This window comes from Myxococcus sp. CA056 (assembly GCF_013336715.1).
GTDB lineage: Bacteria > Myxococcota > Myxococcia > Myxococcales > Myxococcaceae > Myxococcus > Myxococcus llanfairpwllgwyngyllgogerychwyrndrobwllllantysiliogogogochensis.
On the sequence record NZ_JABUMT010000004.1, the window covers coordinates 122,263 to 137,771 of the forward strand.

9 protein-coding genes are annotated in these 15,509 nt (G+C 69.9%); 7 read left to right on the top strand and 2 right to left on the bottom strand.

Annotation, left to right across the window (positions count from 1 at the left end; all coding sequences use genetic code 11):
* The first annotated feature begins 1 nt into the window (after nt 1).
* On the top strand, nt 2-1,402 hold the full coding sequence (gene asnS, locus HUA76_RS19065) for an asparagine--tRNA ligase (RefSeq protein ID WP_174458424.1): 1,401 nt from the start codon (nt 2-4) through the stop codon (nt 1,400-1,402).
* A gap of 28 nt (nt 1,403-1,430) precedes the next feature.
* Here asnS and HUA76_RS19070 read toward each other — a convergent pair whose 3' ends face one another.
* Nucleotides 1,431-3,188 (bottom strand): CotH kinase family protein, encoded by a 1,758-nt coding sequence (locus HUA76_RS19070; protein WP_174461704.1) that lies wholly within the window; start codon nt 3,186-3,188, stop codon nt 1,431-1,433.
* A gap of 85 nt (nt 3,189-3,273) precedes the next feature.
* Entirely contained in the window at nt 3,274-3,945 is a 672-nt protein-coding gene (locus HUA76_RS19075; protein ID WP_254614341.1) for an abortive infection system antitoxin AbiGi family protein, read from the bottom strand.
* Between the two features lie 310 nt (nt 3,946-4,255).
* Between HUA76_RS19075 and HUA76_RS19080 the strand changes: the two genes are divergently transcribed.
* The 6 genes from HUA76_RS19080 to HUA76_RS19105 all read left to right on the top strand — a co-directional run bounded on the left by HUA76_RS19080 (nt 4,256) and on the right by HUA76_RS19105 (nt 15,499).
* Nucleotides 4,256-5,137, top strand: a complete 882-nt coding sequence (locus HUA76_RS19080) for a hypothetical protein (RefSeq protein ID WP_174458423.1) — start codon at nt 4,256-4,258, stop codon at nt 5,135-5,137.
* 120 nt (nt 5,138-5,257) lie between these two features.
* Nucleotides 5,258-8,566, top strand: a complete 3,309-nt coding sequence (locus HUA76_RS19085) for a carboxypeptidase regulatory-like domain-containing protein (RefSeq protein ID WP_174461706.1) — start codon at nt 5,258-5,260, stop codon at nt 8,564-8,566.
* Nucleotides 8,567-8,617: 51 nt separating this feature from the next.
* Nucleotides 8,618-9,022, top strand: a complete 405-nt coding sequence (locus tag HUA76_RS19090) for a TonB family protein (RefSeq protein ID WP_141644162.1) — start codon at nt 8,618-8,620, stop codon at nt 9,020-9,022.
* Between the two features lie 35 nt (nt 9,023-9,057).
* Nucleotides 9,058-12,981: a hypothetical protein gene (locus HUA76_RS19095; RefSeq protein ID WP_174461707.1), complete on the top strand. Its 3,924-nt coding sequence runs from the start codon at nt 9,058-9,060 to the stop codon at nt 12,979-12,981.
* A gap of 37 nt (nt 12,982-13,018) precedes the next feature.
* On the top strand, nt 13,019-13,744 hold the full coding sequence (gene deoD, locus HUA76_RS19100) for a purine-nucleoside phosphorylase (protein WP_174461708.1): 726 nt from the start codon (nt 13,019-13,021) through the stop codon (nt 13,742-13,744).
* Between the two features lie 216 nt (nt 13,745-13,960).
* Nucleotides 13,961-15,499 (top strand): penicillin-insensitive murein endopeptidase, encoded by a 1,539-nt coding sequence (locus HUA76_RS19105; RefSeq protein WP_371823498.1) that lies wholly within the window; start codon nt 13,961-13,963, stop codon nt 15,497-15,499.
* Nucleotides 15,500-15,509 lie beyond the last annotated feature (10 nt).

Consider the following 15,509-nt stretch of genomic DNA (forward strand, 5'->3'; position numbering starts at 1 on the left):
AATGCAGGTCGTCAGTGTGAAGCAGGTCCTCGCCGGCGCGGTGGAGGCAGGGACGAAGGTGGAGGTCCGTGGCTGGGTTCGCACCCGGCGCGACTCGAAGGCGGGCATCAGCTTCGTCAATGTCAGCGATGGCTCGGTGTTCGACCCCCTCCAGGTGGTCGCCCCCAATTCGCTGCCCAACTACGAGAAGGAGATCCTCCACCTCACCGCGGGCTGCTCCGTCGTGTGCCGCGGCACGCTGGTGAAGTCCCAGGGCAAGGGCCAGGCCTTCGAGGTCCAGGCCGACGAGGTCCAGGTGCTGGGCTTCGTGGACGACCCGGACACGTACCCCATTCAGCCCAAGCAGCACACGCTGGAGTTCCTGCGCGACGTGGCCCACCTGCGCGTGCGCACCAACACGTTCAGCGCCATTACCCGCGTGCGTCACCGCGCGGCGCAGGCCGTCCACCGCTTCTTCGACCAGGAGGGGTTCTTCTGGGTCAACACGCCCATCATCACCGCGAGCGACGCGGAGGGCGCCGGGCAGATGTTCCGCGTGTCCACGCTGGACACCGTCAATCCGCCCCGCACGCCGGAAGGCAAGATTGACTGGCACAAGGACTTCTTCGGCAAGGAGGCGTACCTCACCGTCTCCGGCCAGCTCAACGTGGAGGCCTACGCCATGGCCATGTCGAAGGTGTACACCTTCGGCCCCACGTTCCGCGCGGAGAACTCCAACACCACGCGCCACCTGGCCGAGTTCTGGATGATCGAACCGGAGATTGCCTTCGCGGACCTGAACGCGGACGCGGACCTGGCCGAGCGCTTCCTCAAGTTCGTCTTCAAGGCGGTGCTGGAGGACTGTGGCCCCGACTTCAAGTTCTTCGAGGAGCGCGTGCAGAAGGGCGTCACGGAGCGCCTGGAGAAGTTCATCCACTCCAGCTTCGAGCGCCTGACCTACACGGAGGCGATTGAAATCCTCAAGAAGGCGAAGAAGAAGTTCGAGTACGCGCCGGAGTGGGGCAAGGACCTCCAGACGGAGCACGAGCGCTACCTGTCCGAGGAGCACGTGGGGAGGCCCGTGGTGGTGATGAACTACCCGGAGGAGATCAAGGCCTTCTACATGCGCATCAACGAGGACGGGAAGACGGTGGCGGCCATGGACGTGCTGGCCCCGGGCATCGGCGAAATCATCGGCGGCAGCCAGCGCGAGGAGCGCCTGGACGTGCTGGACGCGCGGATGAAGCGCTTCGGCTTGGACCCGGCCCACTACCAGTGGTACCGGGATTTGCGCCGCTACGGCACGGTCCCGCACGCGGGCTTCGGCTTGGGCTTCGAGCGGCTCATCGTCTACATGTGCGGCCTGCAGAACATCCGCGACGCCATTCCCTACCCGCGCGTTCCGGGCTGGGCGCAGTTCTAGTCGGGGCGGTCCACCGGCGGGGAGGACGTCAGGGCAGTTGGGACTGGAGCGCGGGCCAGCGGGTGCGAACCCACTGGCGCACGTACTCCAGCTCCTCCTCGTAGGTGAGGAAATCCGTGCGCTGATACCAGGCGGGGAAGTTGCCCTCGCCCACGGTGCCGGGCGCGCCCAGGGCGCGGTACTCCAATTGCCACCGCGCCCAGTCTCGCCTCGCGACGGCGGACGTCTCCTTCTCGTAGCCGTCGATGAGCGCGAGCACGTTCTCCAGCTTCAGCTCGTTGCGCAGCAGCGCCCGGTAGCGCTCGCGCATGGGCCCCGCGAAGGTGGGGTCCGCGAGCAGCCGCGCGAAGATGCGGTTGTTCCCGGTGAAGGTGTTGCGCGTCGTCGGCGAGGTGCGAGTGGTGTCGAAGTTCTGGCCGAAGCTCGCATCGAGGTCCCAGGGGATGAAGCGCCAGGGGCCCTGCGTCTTCGGGTCATACGCGTGATAGGCGTTCTTCGAGTGGGAGTCCGTCCCGAGGATGAGGGAGTTGAAGATCCACCAGTCCTCGTAGTCCTTCAGGCGGGTGCGCTGCGGGAAGCTTGCGCGGAACGTGGCGTCGTCGGAGTCCGCCACGAAGGTGATGAAGGCCTCCAGGGTGTCCCAGGCGTGGGGCTGGCCCATCTCCGGCTCGCCGACCTTCTTCTCGAAGCCCTCGCGCAGTGACGCCTTGGGCTCGCCGTTCTTGCGGATGCGGGAGAAGTTGGCGTCGTTCTCCACGGCCTTGAACAGGTCCGAGTCCTTGTCCATGCCGTGCTCCGCCATCAGCCGCTTGTGGGGCAGGTCCGCCGCCGTATAGAGGCCGAGGAAGCGGTTGTTGGCATAGAGCACCGCGCTGAAGGTGCGCACGCGGATGTGCTCGGGTGACATGCGGCTCCACAGGTCGAACGCGAGCCGCGTGCGCACGTAGGAGTTGTCATTGAACGTGGTGACGAGCGCCACGCGCTTCTTCTTGAGGAAGCCGTCGCCGTGGACGGGCTCGTTGAAGAGGTCCTCGTCCGGGAACTCCAGCGTGAAGCTGCGCTTGGGGAAGGCCCCGGACGTGGCGCCCCGGTACTTGGCTTCGATGTTGTAGGTGCGGCCCCGGTAGATGAGCTGCGCGGGCTTGTCGCTGCCGGAGGTGAGGGGCGGCGTGTAGATGAGGTGGAAGACGGGCAGCCCGTACTCTTCCGTGTACTTCGTCGGGTCGACGATTTTGATGTTGCCGGGGCCTCCGTCGTTCTCCGCCACGCCGACCTTGAGGGTGCCCGTTTCATTGCTCGTGTGCTCGCGCAGGACGAGGTGCCATACGGCGGCCTGGTCCCTGCCGGGCGTCCAGCGCAGGGTGGCGGTGGCTTCATCGAAGGTGGCGCCGGGCGGAAGGTTGTCCACGCCGAAGCGCAGCCCCGTCGTGGTGCTCCCGGTGGAGCACGTCACGGTGGCCGTGACGAGCTGCCCTTCCGTCAGCCAGCGCGTCTCGCCCGCGGTGGGAGCGCAGACAATGGGCGCGGGGCCCGCATCGGGAGGACCCGCGTCCGGAAGGGGGCTCCCCGCATCGGGCACGCCCGCGTCCGGAAGCTCCTGGGGATTCGTGGGGGGCGGGTCGGGGATGGTCCCCGAAGGTCCCGTCGGCTCGTCCGGAGGGTCACCTCCAGGGCCGGGGGAGGTGCCACCCCCACAGGCCACCGTCAGACAAACGACACACGCCAGCACGCCTCGCGACAAGCTTCTTCCGGCCACTGTGTAGCTCCCCCGTGTCCACCCACCCATGTCGGAGCGGAAGAGATAGGCATCCGGAGAAGCGCTGACAGGCCCCCGCCCCGCACCGGTGTTGGCTCATGGACGCAAGGGGTGACTATCCGGCCCGGAGGCGCACGGAGTCCTCCGCGTGTTTCGCCAGCGCCGCGGCGATCTGGGGCGCCGTCCACAGCGGATCCAGACAGGGGCAGAAGTAGCCAGGGCCCGCCTTCTCACGCACGGCCCACTCGAAGAAGCCGCGAGCCGTCGGGTGCAGCTCCTCCGGGAGGAAGAGCGCCGCCACGTCGTACTCGGTGAAGCGCAAGAGGCCCGGCACGCGCCACTCCCGCTCCCAGTCGAAGCGGTAGTTGTAGGGCGCGTTGTGCTTGTCGCCCTGGATGTCCACGAAGGGCGTCATGGCCCAGAGCGGGTGTGCTCGCGAGTCCGTCGCCGCCAGCGCCTGGTCCACCTGGTGCTTCAAGGAGAGGTGCGCGGGCGAGGCGTACTGGACGTACCAGACGGGGCCGCCGCCCTGGGAGAGGATGAAGCTCTTGCTGAAGCCGATGCCATACAGGCTGCGGCGCTGGACGAGCCTGCCGAGCTGGTCGAGCGGAATCTCGCTGAAGCAGACGGCTCGGTGCCGGTCCGCGACCTGGGGTTCCTTGCGCGCCAGCCCGAAGCCCTGGGCGCCCGGGATGAGCGTCCGCGTGCCCAGGATGTTCATCATGTTCTGGTAGGCGTCATGGAATGGCGGTCCGGGCTTCGTGAAATGCACCACGAAGTCAGACATGTCGCGCCACTGTGAGTTCGCCTGATAGCCCAGCATCGTCCAATCCCCGGAGGCAATGTCCCGGAGCGAGGTGGGCGATGCAACCGGACTGCATTCGCGACCCCGCTGCCTGCCCGCCCTGCCGACGACGGGCCCGGTGCTCGGTGGCGTCAGGAGTCGACGCGAAGGGGCACCGCGAGCGCTGTCTCCGCTGGTCCGTCGGGGTGTTGGTTGATGGGCGACATCACAATCGTTGTCGAGCGGAGTGGGCCTTCCGCGCGGGGGGGAGCGAGCGATGCGCCACGATGGACGATTGTCACCAGTCGAGCTGATGCGGCGTCTGACCCTGTCACTCGAGCGAATCGCCGCCCATGGGCTCACGAGCGGCGCCATCCAGGGGGCCTCGGAGGGACTCCAGGCGGAGCTGCCAGGGCTCGACGGACAGCTTCGTCAGCTCATCCAAGACGCCGTGGCCCTGCTTGCTCGGGAGGTCGAGGTCGCGGCCGAGCGTCCTCGCGGTTCGTGGTCTCGCTCGCTCGTGGAGAGCGCGGTGCAGGGGGTGGTGGCGGAGCTGCGGCGCTCGATGCCCGGGGCGGATGCGTTGTCCCATGACCTCCTGGAGCGGGTGAATGGATGGTTGGACCACTCGGCCAAGGCGGCGGACCAGCGTCAGCGGGAGCTGCGCCAGCCCGGCGCGCGGGCCCGGACGCTGGCCACGGGCGCGGTGCGAGGCGCGGTGCTGGAGCTGGAGCACGAGATGCCCGTGCTGGCGCCCATCGCCTCGGAGGTGGCGTCCCAGGCGGGGCGCGGGCTCGTCGAGGGACTGAGCACGGCCCTGGATGCGCGGACCGAGCGGCTCGACGAGGTGCTGGAGCAGGTGGGGCGGCGGTTCATCCACGCCGTGGTGGGGCAGTTGGAGCTGGAGCTGAAAGAGCACCGCGAGCGCTCCGACGTGGATGTGGGCGTCGTCGTCGCGACGATGGCCGAGCGCACGGCGACCGCGACGGTGCGGGGCGCCTCCGAGGAGCTGCGACGCCAGCTCCGTACGACGCGAGACGAGCTGGGGAATCCTTCGCTGCGAAGCGCCAGCCGAGAGGTGACGCTGGGCGTGTTCTCCGCGTTGTCGGAGCGGCTGCGCATGCCCCTTGCCGTCGCGATGGGAGCGGGCGGCGCGCTCATGCTCACCGCGTTCACCCTCGCCAGGCGACGCTGAGCGGCGCGTGGCCCGGGTGCTTCGACGGAAAAAGCCCGAGGCCGACGAACTGCAGCGCGAGGTGGGGGAATGCGGATAGGCTGACCGGACGACACGAGGTCCTCCGGGGTGGGCTCGCGCATGAGGCGATGGTTTGGAATCGGCGCGGGGCTGCTGCTCCTGACACTCTTCCTGGGGCGTCTGTTGCTTGGCGGGACGAGCGTGGATGGGCGCGACACCGGAAAGCCTTCCTCCTCTGGCCTCGGAACGGAGGGCCGGGGATTGTCATGGCGCGCGCTGCTCGCGGCGCCCGTCGAGGCGCCCCGAGGTGAGTTGAGGGTGCGTGGCGTCGTGCTCGGACCCGATGGGCCTGTCGAGGGCGCGGTCGTGGTGGCCACCGAAGCAAAGCCAGACATGCCGTTGCTCAAACAGCCTTGCGACTGTGGCGAGCCCTGTGAGCTGCTGTTGCTGAGCACCCTGTGCCGGACGGAGGGGCTGCTGGACTGGTTGGAATCCGGCGCGGGAGAGACGCCTCCCCTGGCGCGCACCACGACGGACGCGGAGGGGCACTTCACGCTCGCGGGCCTGGAAGCGGGACGGTACGCGGTGTGGGCCGAGGGGCCGCGAGGCGTGGGGTTGAGCGAGGACGTCGCCGCGGGCGGCGAGGAGGTCGAAGTGCGGTTGGGCGGCGAGCCTCCGCTGTCGGGCCAGGTGCGGGACGAGTTCGCGCAGCCGGTGGAGGGCGTCCGCGTCACCGCCATCCTCGTGGCACACAACCGTGCCTTCGAGGTGTCCACGACGTTGGATGGGCGCTTCCAGTTCGCGTCGTTGCCCTTCGGGGACTACAACGTCCTCTTCTCCAAGGAGGGGCTGCTCCCGCAGCGCGTGCAGCTCCGGGGAACCGGCATGCAGCGGCTGGACGTGATGATGCCCCGCGCACGTCGGCTCTCGGGGCGTGTCGTCATGGGAGACGTGCCCATCCCTGGCGCGAGTGTGAGGTGCGGGAACCCATACTGGACGCGCGACGTCGTCACCGACGACCAGGGGCGCTTCACCTTCGAGGCACTGCGGCCTGACCAATATTCGTTCTCCGCCACGCACGGCGAAGCGGTGGCCGAGGAGCGCGTCGGCCTGGCGCCTGGGGGCGACTATCCCGAGGTCGTGCTGGCGCTCGGCAATGCCCTGCTCCTTCCCGGCGAGGTGCGCGACTCCAGGGGCGCGCCCATCGTCGGGGCGAGCATCTCCGCCTGGTTGATGGGGACGCCCGCCGTTCCCCTGGAAAAGCGTGGGACCACGGACGCTCGCGGGGCCTTCACGTTGGGGCCGCTGCTGCACGGCATCTACGCCATCAATGTCGAGGCACCGGGCTTCCTCGACCATAACGGCGAGGTGCGGCTGGGAGCGGACACCGTGCCGTTCGCCATCGTGTTGCGCGACGCTGTCACGGTGGAGGGAACGGTGGTGGATGCCGAAGGCCGTCCCCTGGCGGGAGCCAGCCTCGCCTTGAGGTCCGCACGCGACCTGAGTGGCCCGTTCGATGCGTCGGTCATGGCGAGGGATGACCTCGAGTTGGAGAGCAGCGCGAAGACCGAGGAGGACGGCTCGTTCCTGCTCACTTCCGCCGAGGCAGGGGAGCATGGACTGGTCGTCACCCATGACGCGCATCGGCCGACGTGGCTTCCGGTGACGTCACCTCGGAAGGGGCTCCGGGTGGTGCTCACGCCGGGCGCCACGGTGAGCGGCGAGGTGCTGAGCGAGACGGGCGCTCCGGTGCGCTCCGCCCAGGTGGACGTGGTGCCGGTGGTGTCGGAGGTGGCGGGCGCTCACGACAAGAGGGCGTTCACGGATGCGAGGGGCCGCTTCGCGCTCCAGGGCATCGAGGAGGGGCGGCACCACCTGGTGGTCACCCAGAAGGAGTCGGAGACGCTGCGCCAGTTGACCACGCCAATCGAGGTGCGGGGGCTTCAGGCCGTGTATGCGCGCCTCCAGTTCCTCGCGGGACTGTCCCTCTCGGGCGTCGTCGAGGACGGGGATGGCCGTCCCGTCGATGGAGCCCAGGTGCGTGCGCAGCCGGCGGGGAAGGCCGTGGTGGTGCGACCTCAAAGCGACGGCTCCAGCCGCATCCTGTCGCACCCGGGACCGTCGACGGGCAAGACCGACGAAGGAGGGCGCTTCACGCTGAGCCACCTCGTTCCGGGCGCGTACTCGCTCACGGTGCGAGGCAGTGGCTATTCACTGGATGCGACCCGGACGCAGGGGGCCTCGACGACCAGGGGCCAGACCTCCGTGCCCGTCGAGGCGGGCGACGCCGAGGTGCGCCTGGTGATGCGCCGGGACGTGGGCATCCGGGGGCGGTTGGTTCGTGAGGATGGCACTCCCGTCACCCGGTTCCAGTTGTGGGACGGCACCGTCACGAACGCTCGGGGCGAGTTCTTTCGGGGTCCCCTCACCGGGGGGAAGCTGACGCTCCACTTCTCCGCCCCCGGCTTCGCGAAGCTGTCGCTCACGGTGGAGGTCGTGGAGGGGCAGTCCCTGGACCTGGGAGCGGTGGTCCTCCACCAGGGACGGCCGCTGCGGGGGCGCGTGACGGACGCGGCGACGGGAAGGCCCGTGGCGGGAGCGCTGGTGGACGTGGGCGACGTCCCCGAGGATGCCGAGGGCTGGGAGCGGCAGGCTCGGCCCAACGAGGAGGCGGGAGCGGCGAGGACGCGGCAGGATGGCACCTTCACCTTGCCGCATGTCATGGAGCGACCGTATGCGCTCGTCGTGACGCACGCTTCGTATTCACAGAAGCGCCTGTTGCTCGGCGCGGGGCAGGACGAAGTCGCCGTGGCGCTCGATACGGGGGCCACGCTGCGCGGCACCGTGAGCGGCTTGAAGACAGGCGATGCCACGGTGGTCCTCTCGGGCGCGGCGAGTGGCTTCCGGAGGGAGGTGCGGGTCGTCTCCGGTCGCTTCGAGCAAGGAAGTGTCCCTCCCGGCACCTATCTCGTGGCTGTCCAGCCCCATGTCCACGAAGAGGAGGAGCCCGCGTCGCGCCCCGTGTTCATGGCGCGGCACGTCCAGGTCCCTGCTACCGGCACGGTGACAGTGGACTTCGAGGCGCGTCGGGACGGGGTGATGCTCCACCTGCGGGTCGAGGGGGCCTGCGAGGACTCCGTGGCCATCCTCGTGCCAGGGTCGGTGCCCGCTCCGAGCACTCCGGGGGAATTGGTGCTTCTTCAGTCCATGTACTCGCGGGAGCCGGCGAGGGAGGGCGGTGGCTGGACGTTCCGCTCGCAGCCGGAGGGGGCCTATACGGCCTTCGTCTTTCGAAAGGACGCGCAGCATCCCTTCAGTGTCGTGCGCGAGGAGTTGACGCTTCCGGGGACGGGGGAGGTGTCGCTCGAATTGCCGCCCTCATGGACGCTGCTGCCGGAGAAGCTGTTGATGAAGATGGAGTGGAACTGACGGCGTGAGGCCCCTTCGCGGCGCGGTCCGTGGCGACTACCATTGCGCGCCATGCTCCGCCTCCGTCCGCTGTCTGTCGTGGCCCTGCTCACGCTGGTCGTCGCGCCGCTGGCGCTCGCCGCCGGTGGGACCCCCCAGCTCCAGGCCTTCTTCCAGCCCGAGCTGACGAGCGCCGCGTATCAGCAGCGCGCCTACTCCCAGGTCGCCGGCAAGTGGAAGCAGCCCGCGCGCAAGGGGCTGCCCGCCGTGGGACGCAGGACGGTGGTCCAGGCGGTGATTGGCCGGGATGGCAAGCTCGTCACCGCGGTCGTCTCCCAGGAGTCGGGCTCCAAGGTCTGGGATGCCGCCGCGCTGTCCGCCGTGCAGAAGGCCGCGCCGTTCGCGCCGCTGCCCAAGGACTACGCCCTGGCCACGCTCGACGCGCACTTTCATGTCGCGTGGGTCGCCGCACCTTGAACACCTCGCCGCGCTCGTTCGTCTCGGTGCCACCGATGAAACGCTCGTCCCTGTCGTTCGCGCCCCTGCTCCTCCTCGCGCTCGCCCTGGCCGCGTCGCCCGTCGAGGCCGCGCGCAAGCCTCGAAGCATCCAGAGCGCGACGAGCGTCGAGAAAATCTGGTCCGAGTCCCAGCACGTCTATGTGAAGGGAGACGTCGGCGTCTCCGAGGAACAGCTCGAGGAACTGGAGGCCTGGCTCGCGACGAACGCGCCCCACTGGACGGTAGTGTTCCTCTGGAGCGCGGCGGGGGAGCGCTTCGTCGACGCCGAGGGCACGACCTTCACGGGTATCGACGCCGCGTTGCATGCCCTGGGCAAGGGGTTGTCCAATCGCACCCGCTTCGGCGCGCTGAAGCATCCGAAGACGCAGGAGCCGGACGGCGCCGTGTTCGTGCTGTCCCTGGCGGAGCGGAACCTGTCGTATTTCGGCTCGGAGGCGCAGGACCGGCGCAAGGCGGGCGAGGCCCAGTGGAAGGGCGACCTGGATGCTCCGGCCATCGAGGCCATGCGCAACGGTGGTCGCATCATCGACGCGGCGAAGAACACCGTGACGCTCGTCGACTCGCGGGTGGCCTCCGCCATCGACCAGGAGGTGGCCGAGCGCAACCGGCTCATCGAGTCCCTGCGGGGCCGGCTCCTGGCGATGCAGGAGGAGGTGCCGCGCCTCTCCGCGCAGCGGCTCGCGGCCTTCGGGACGGCGCTTCCCTCGGGGCTGACCGCGGCCGCCGTGGACCTTCCTGGCGCGGAGCAGCAGGTCCTCCAGGCCCTCGCGCTGCTGACGCCTCTGGAGAAGGCCGACCTCGCGAAGGCGACGGCGGTTCATGACGGACTGCGGACGCGTCTGGACGGGCTGCGCGTGGCGATGGAGACGCACCGTGCCGCGTCCGAGCGACTCAAATCGCTGGAGTCCGCGCAGGTGACGCTGTCCGCGCATCCGTTGGCCGCGTTCGCGTCCGAGCGGCTCACGCTGCTGCGCACGGAGACGGAGACGGCGCGCGGCGCGGTGCGCGACATGACGCTCGCTCATGGCGGCGCGCTCACGTCGGCCGAGGCGGCACGCGCGAAGGTCTCCGAGACGCTGGATGCAGCGGGGCGGGATGGGCAGCGGCTCACGGAGCTGGCGGGGTTGCTGGAGCGCCTCGCGACGAGGCCGGAGGTCGAAGACTTCCAGGAATCGCTCACCTCGGCCCGGCTGGCACTGGGGCAGGCTCGCGAGGCGTTCGAGGCGCGCGCCCCCACGCACGGCGAGCTGCTGCGAGCGAGTGAGGACTCCTACCGCACGGCAGTCGCGGCGGCGGACGAGGCGGAGCAGGCCCGGAGGACGCGCAACCGGGGCGGGGCGGCGGGTGGCGCGGGCCTGCTCCTCGCGGGTGTCTGGGCGCGTCGTCGCCGCAACGCGAGTCGGCGCAAGGCCACCGAGCTGCATGCCCGCTGGCGCACGGCCATCGACGAGAAGACCCACGCGCTCTTCGGTCTCCTGGAGCGCACGCACCTGTGCGCCGGCAAGTCTCGCGAGGACATCGAAAAGCGCTTCGCGGGGGTCACCCGGGAGCGCGGGCAGCAGCTCGCCTCCGATGTGGACGAACTCTTCCTGCTCGCCACCGCCGCCGCGCGCGTGCTGCATCGGGCCGAGGAACTGCTCGAGGGCTCGGGTATGACGAAGGCCCTGGGAGCGCATCTGGGGACGGCCCGCTACGAGCAGGTCACCCGCTTGCTGCTCGACGAGCCCATCGTCTTCCACCCCGACGAAGGCGTGGAGGACGTGCTGCGCGGACCGCGCACCGAGGCGCAGCGGCTCATCGGCGACCTGAAGAGCTATCAGCCCTTCTCGCTCTCCTTCGAGGCCTTGCTGGAGGCGTTCAACACCCATGCCGAGCGGGCCCTTGTGCTGGTGGACTCGCTGGAGAAGGCTCCGACGACTTCGGTGGACTCCGTGAAGGTGCTGGAGTCCTTCTCGGCCGAGCTGAAGACGACCGCCTCCGGGGACGCGGTGCTTCGCGTGAAGGACGTCATCGGTCACGTCACGCCGTGCCTGGACGCACTCGCGAAGCAAGCGAGGTCCCTGTTGGGCATGGACCCGCTCGCCGCGCTGGAGGGGCCGCTCGCGCAGGGCGCGCGACGGATGGATGATGCACTGGCGCTCGTCACCGTGTTGGACGTGGCCGCGCGCGAGGTGCTCCCGGTGGTGACGCAGGCGGGAAAGGCGCTGGGGGGCGCGGGCCTGTCGCGCCGGTGGTTGGATGACGCGCTCGCGGCCCTGGGACATACGGCGGAGGAGACCGCGAAGGCGCTGGTGGACCAGCCGGTGAAGGAGTCCGTCGAGGTGCTGGGGCAGTCCTTCTCGGCGCTGGCCACGCGAGCGACGGAAGCGGACGAGTTGGTGGCGCTCTTGGCCCGGGCGCGAGATTCCCTGGCGCGCGTGGAGAAGGAAACGGCGAAGGCCCGCGCGGAGCTGGGGCAGTCGATGGACAAGCCCGCCTCGGCGATGCTTCGCGAGAAGGACGCGGACCCGACGGACCGGCATGCCTCTGGTGCCCACTCCTTGACGGAGGCGCGAGCGGCCCTCGGTGAGGGACAGCTGGATGCGGCGCTCACGGCGCTCACGGCCACCCTGACGCGCGTGGGCGAAGTGGAGGCGCTCATCGCCGGCAGCCACGAGGCCCGGAAGAACTTCGCGGCCCGGCGGGATGCGTGCCGTGCGGAGGCCCGGCGTCTCGAGGTGCGCGTGGCGGATGGCACCGTGCTGCTCGAGGCGCTGACGCGTGGCTATCGCCCCTCCGCGTTGCGGCTGCGGCCGGAGGACCCGATGCATCCGGAGGCCAATGGCACGGTGCAGGACAACCTCGCCGAGGTGGCCCTTCATCGAGGTGAGGCGGCGAAGCGCCTGGCGGAGTCGGAGCTGGCGTATGCGGAGGCCCGATTGCTGGCCACCGCCGCGTTGCTGACGGAGGTGGAGGCGCGCCATGCCCGGGTCCACGCCCGGCTCGATGAAGTCGAGGAGAAGTCGCGGAGACTCCAGTCCACCGAGGAGGGCAATGCCCGCACGCTGCTCGTGGCCCAGGGCCTCATCACGGCCTGTGACACTGATGCCTCCGATGCCCGCACGATGCAGCCCACGCGCACGGCCCGCGATGCAGCCCGGCAGCTCCTCCTGGCGGCGGTGACCGCGGCGGAGACGCGCCCCGCGGACCCCTTCGACGCCGCCGAGCGGCTCGCCTCCGCCTGCCTGTCACTGGAGCAGGTGCGGCAGACCGCCGCCTCGGACCGGGCCCACCACGCCCAGGCCGAGGAGAGCCTGGCCTCGGCGGACCGCGCCCTGTCCTTCGCGGACCAGTGGATTCGTCAGGCCGCCAACGACGGCATCACCGACAGCCGCGCGACGACGGTCGCCATCAACGCCCTGGTGACGCTGCGTCGCGAGCTCGACACGACGATGAAGGACTTCGCGAAGCCCCATGGAGACTGGGTGGCCTTCGACCGGGTGGCGGACCGCATCGCCTCCGAGGCCGCGCGCAAGTCGGCGGACCTGCGCGGAGAGCTGCGCGCCGCCGAGGAGGCCTCCGACGCCATCCGGTCCGCCGCCAGCCTCGTGCAGAGCGCCGCGACCTGGCGGGGCAGGGCGGGAGGCTCCCAGCTCGACTCGGCGCGCCGCGCGCTCGACAAGGGGCTGTATCAGGAGGCACTGCGGTCGGCGGACTCGGCGACGCGCGAGGCTCGTGACGCCATCGAGGAGGCCGAGCGCGAGGAGGAGCGGCGCCGCGAGGAGGCCCGTGAGCAGGCGCGGGCTCGCGAGTCGTCCTCGTCCAGCTCGTTCTCGTCGAGTTCGTCCTCTTCGAGCAGCGACTCGGGCTTCTCCAGTTCTTCCTACAGCAGCGGTTCTTCTGGGAGCGGCTCGGGGTTCGGCAGTTCGAGTTGGTAATCGCGGGCAGGCGCACGGAGCGTTATGGTGCGCCCCCATGGCAACCCCTCATATCTCCGCCGCACCCGGCGACTTCGCCGACGTGGTGCTGATGCCCGGCGACCCCCTCCGGGCCCGCTATATCTCCGAGCGCTTCCTGGAGGACGCCCGGGGCGTCACCTCCGTGCGCAACATGTTCGGCTTCACCGGCACCTATCAGGGCCGCAGGATTTCGGTGATGGGACACGGCATGGGCGTGCCGTCCATCTCCATCTACGCCACCGAGCTCATCAAGGAATATGGCGCCCGTGTCCTCATCCGCGTGGGGAGCTGCGGCGCGCTCCGCCCGGACGTGAAGCTGCGGGACGTCATCGTCGCCACCGGGGCCGGCACGGACTCGAAGGTGAACCGGATGCGGCTCATGGACCATGACTTCGCGGCCGTGCCGGACTTCCAGCTCGCCCGGTGGGCGATGGAGGCGGCGGAGCGACGGAGCAAGGCCGTGCGCGCGGGCACCGTCTTCACGTCCGACCTGTTCTACCACCCGCAAGAGCAGCTCACCGCCACGCTGGTGCGCATGGGCGTGCTGGCCATCGAGATGGAGGTTGCTGGCTTGTACGGCGTAGCAGCCGAGTTCGGTGCGCGCGCCCTGGCCCTGCTCACCGTGTCGGACCACCTCCAGACAGGTGAGGCCCTTTCCCCGCAAGACCGGCAGACCTCGTTCGACGAGATGATTGAGCTGGCGCTCGACGTCGCACTCAAGGTGCCGGCGCAGGCGCCCTGACGCGGACATTCTCGCGCGGGAAGTGTGGCCCTGGCCACGCAGAGAGCGCCCCCCGGGGCAGGGGGGCGCCAAAAAATCAGGGCGGGGCTTTGTGCTCGAACGATTCTCGGGCCATCCTCCGGCCCGGTGCGTTACCCCCTCTGGCTCCTATTGGTTTGCGCCGGCTGTGCCGCGCGCGTGGCTCCCCCCTCTGGCGGCGAGGCTGCCCTTGCGTCCGTGCGTTCGGAAGGACTGACGCCTGCGCGAGAGCAGGTGCCTCCGGCACCGGTTGAAGCCGTGCCGATTGTCTCGGCGGAGGGGGCGACTTCCGGGGCCGCCGCTGTCGTGGCCCAGGCTTCCGACGAGAGCTGCGCGCTGTCGGCGGAGGACCTGGAGGACGAGGCGGCGGAGGCCGGCGAGGGTGAAGGCGACGACGGCGAGGGAGAGACGCCGGTGGTGGGCGGCGAGGTGCCGACGGGGCCGCTGTACTCGGCGGAGGTGTCCGATGAGGACCTGACGCGGCGCTGGAAGGAAGACATCGCGTCGCTCGGCTCCATGGCGGTGGGTTTCGCGCACAGCGGCCGGCTGGTGAACTCCGTGCAGTTCCCCCGGGGCGACGACTGGATTGTCGTGTCGCCGGAGATTGCGTGGGGCACGCAGGAGAGCATCGACTACCTGGTGTCGGCCATTCGCGAGGTGCGCTCGAAGTACCCGGAAGCGCCGCCCATCCGCGTCAACGGCATCAGCAACAAGGAGGGCGGCTACAAGCGTCCTCACAAGAGCCACCAGAATGGCCGGGACGTGGACGTCGGCTTCTATTACCCGACGGTGGACCCCATCCGTGAGCGCGAGCGCGAGAAGTACATCAACGTGCCGCTCAACTGGGCGTTCATCCGCGCGGTCGTCACCAAGACGGACATCCAGCTCATCCTCGTGGACAAGCGCGTGCAGAAGGTCCTGTATGACCATGCGCTCGCGGTGGGCGAGGACAAGGCGTGGTTGGACTCGCTGTTCAGCCCGGTGGGCATCATCCGGCACGCGCGTCGGCATCGGGACCACTTCCACCTGCGCTTCCACAACCCGAGGGCGCAGGAGCTGGGGCGCCGGGTGCAGCCGCTCCTGTCGTTGCAGCCCGAGCACAACGTGACGGTGCACCGCGTGCGCTCCGGTGACACGTTGGGCGGCATCGCGCTGAAGTACGGGTCGACGGTGTCGATGATTCGCAAGGCGAACCGCATGCGGAACAACTTCCTGCGTGCTGGCCAGCGGTTGTCGGTGCCTCTGCGGGGACCGTGCACGAACTGCCCCGTGCCGCCGCCCTTCGTGCTGCCGCCCCGGCAACTGCCGCCCGAGCCGAAGGCCCCCGCGATGGCCGTCGCCACGAGTGCCGCGCCCGCCATGGATGCAGCGCTCGCGACGAACTGCGCGAAGCCCACGCCCGTCGCCGAGACGGCGAAGCCGGCTGCCGCGCCTGTCGCCGAGACGGCGAAGCCTGCCGCCGCGCCCGTTGCCGAGGCGGTGAAGCCGGCCGCCGCGCCTGTTGCCGAGACGGTGAAGCCGGCTGCCGCGCCTGTCGTCGAGGTGGTGAAGCCCGCCGCCGCGCCTGTTGCCGGAGCGGTGCAGACCACCATCCCAGTCGCTGCGTCGGCGCAGGCGGCCTCATTGCCAGTGGCCGGGTCGGTGCCGTCCGCTTCGGCTACGCCAGTGCCCGCGTCGCCGGCCTCCGTGCACGGTGCCTCGGAGGGCTCGTCCGCCGGTATCTCCCACGGACGCTGAACGTCGAGCG

Excerpts from the sequence above, each read along its gene's own strand:
- deoD (WP_174461708.1), top strand. The coding sequence starts at position 13,019 with ATGGCAACCCCTCATATCTCCGCCGCACCCGGCGACTTCGCCGACGTG.
- HUA76_RS19090 (WP_141644162.1), top strand. The coding sequence starts at position 8,618 with ATGCTCCGCCTCCGTCCGCTGTCTGTCGTGGCCCTGCTCACGCTGGTC.
- HUA76_RS19070 (WP_174461704.1), bottom strand. The coding sequence starts at position 3,188 with ATGGGTGGGTGGACACGGGGGAGCTACACAGTGGCCGGAAGAAGCTTG.
- asnS (WP_174458424.1), top strand. The coding sequence starts at position 2 with ATGCAGGTCGTCAGTGTGAAGCAGGTCCTCGCCGGCGCGGTGGAGGCA.
- HUA76_RS19075 (WP_254614341.1), bottom strand. The coding sequence starts at position 3,945 with ATGTCTGACTTCGTGGTGCATTTCACGAAGCCCGGACCGCCATTCCAT.
- HUA76_RS19095 (WP_174461707.1), top strand. The coding sequence starts at position 9,058 with ATGAAACGCTCGTCCCTGTCGTTCGCGCCCCTGCTCCTCCTCGCGCTC.
- HUA76_RS19085 (WP_174461706.1), top strand. The coding sequence starts at position 5,258 with ATGAGGCGATGGTTTGGAATCGGCGCGGGGCTGCTGCTCCTGACACTC.
- HUA76_RS19080 (WP_174458423.1), top strand. The coding sequence starts at position 4,256 with ATGCGGCGTCTGACCCTGTCACTCGAGCGAATCGCCGCCCATGGGCTC.